Annotated in this window: 1 protein-coding gene; it reads right to left on the bottom strand. The window is 40.9% G+C overall.

Going from position 1 to position 1,341, the window contains the following annotated elements; translation table 11 throughout:
- Positions 1–312: 312 nt before the first annotated feature.
- Positions 313–1,029 (bottom strand): Sir2 family NAD+-dependent deacetylase, encoded by a 717-nt coding sequence (gene cobB, locus G322_RS0119345; RefSeq protein WP_022943296.1) that lies wholly within the window; start codon positions 1,027–1,029, stop codon positions 313–315.
- Positions 1,030–1,341 lie beyond the last annotated feature (312 nt).

Here is a 1,341-nt window from a genome sequence, read left to right as displayed (position 1 = left end):
TAGGAGACAGGATTCGTATTACATCATGGCGCAGGTTATTGATAGCCTATTGAGACGTCGGATATATGACAGCAGACTGTATTCCTCATTAAAACTTGCAATAACCGGGGCGTCCATATATGCCCCATTCCGCCATCGAAAGCTAGCTCGAAAACGCCTCATGGTGAGCGAGAGAGCTAAGTGACTAACGCTCTCACTTCGAATTTTCAAATCTACAATTTCATGACCAAAGAACAATCTACAAATCATCAAAATGACGAGCTAATACGACTAGCATCCACCAAATGTTATTACACGATTTTAAAACGTTGCTTATTCACTCGCTAATAACTCTACGACCAAAGCAGGAACTTCGACACTTGCTTTTCCATAACGTTTTTCTTCAAATTGATTTTCCGTAGCGCTAGGCTCTAAATTAATTTCTAACGTGTGCGCTCCATACATCTTAGCAGTCTGTACAAAACCAGCAGCAGGATACACGTTACCAGAAGTACCGATAGCAACAAACAAATCAGCTTTTTCAATCGCTAATTCAATAACATTCATTTTAAGAGGGATTTCGCCAAACCAAACAATGTGCGGGCGTAATTGCGCGGGTGCTTTACAGCAACTACACAAATCGCCCGTGACAATGTCACCTTTATGTTCCACGATCTCTTCCGAAGCACTGCAACGCGCTTTTAGTAACTCCCCATGCATATGAATGACATTGGTATTACCACCCCTTTCATGCAAGTCATCAATGTTTTGCGTAATAATAGTTAAGCTGCCAGAAAATCTGGCTTCTAACTCGCCAAGCGCCAAATGTGCAGCATTGGGCTGGATGGTTATTTCCTGTAGTTTGTTGCGCCTTTGATTATAGAAATCTTGCACAAAATCAGGATCTGTAATAAAACCTTCAGGTGTCGCCACATCTTCTACACGACAATTTTCCCAAAGCCCATCTACGGCTCGAAAGGTTTGAATGCCTGACTCAGCTGAAATGCCAGCACCCGTTAGGATCACGATGTTTGTATAGGGAGGTGTCATAATAATTTCTCTTAGGCTAACTGTTAAAAATAGCACTTATTATATTTTGTTGAGGAATGTAGATTCTGGTTATTTGTTCAGTTCAGAAAGAATGACATTTTCTAGGTTTTGTACCCCGAAACGCATAGAAAACCAAGTTAACAATGTCTCCCGAGCTTCTAAAAAATCACTAATACCATTCCGCTTAATATAATGATCAGGTTTTACGCAGGGTAAGTGACTAAGGTCAAGGCGCATGATTGAGTAATAGCCGGCTATTGCGATTGAATGCAACGCAGATATTAGTCATTTAAACCAGTACTTAGGCGGATT

Source organism: Psychromonas hadalis ATCC BAA-638, from assembly GCF_000420245.1.
GTDB lineage: Bacteria > Pseudomonadota > Gammaproteobacteria > Enterobacterales > Psychromonadaceae > Psychromonas > Psychromonas hadalis.
This window is presented reverse-complemented; position numbering and strand designations above follow the sequence as displayed.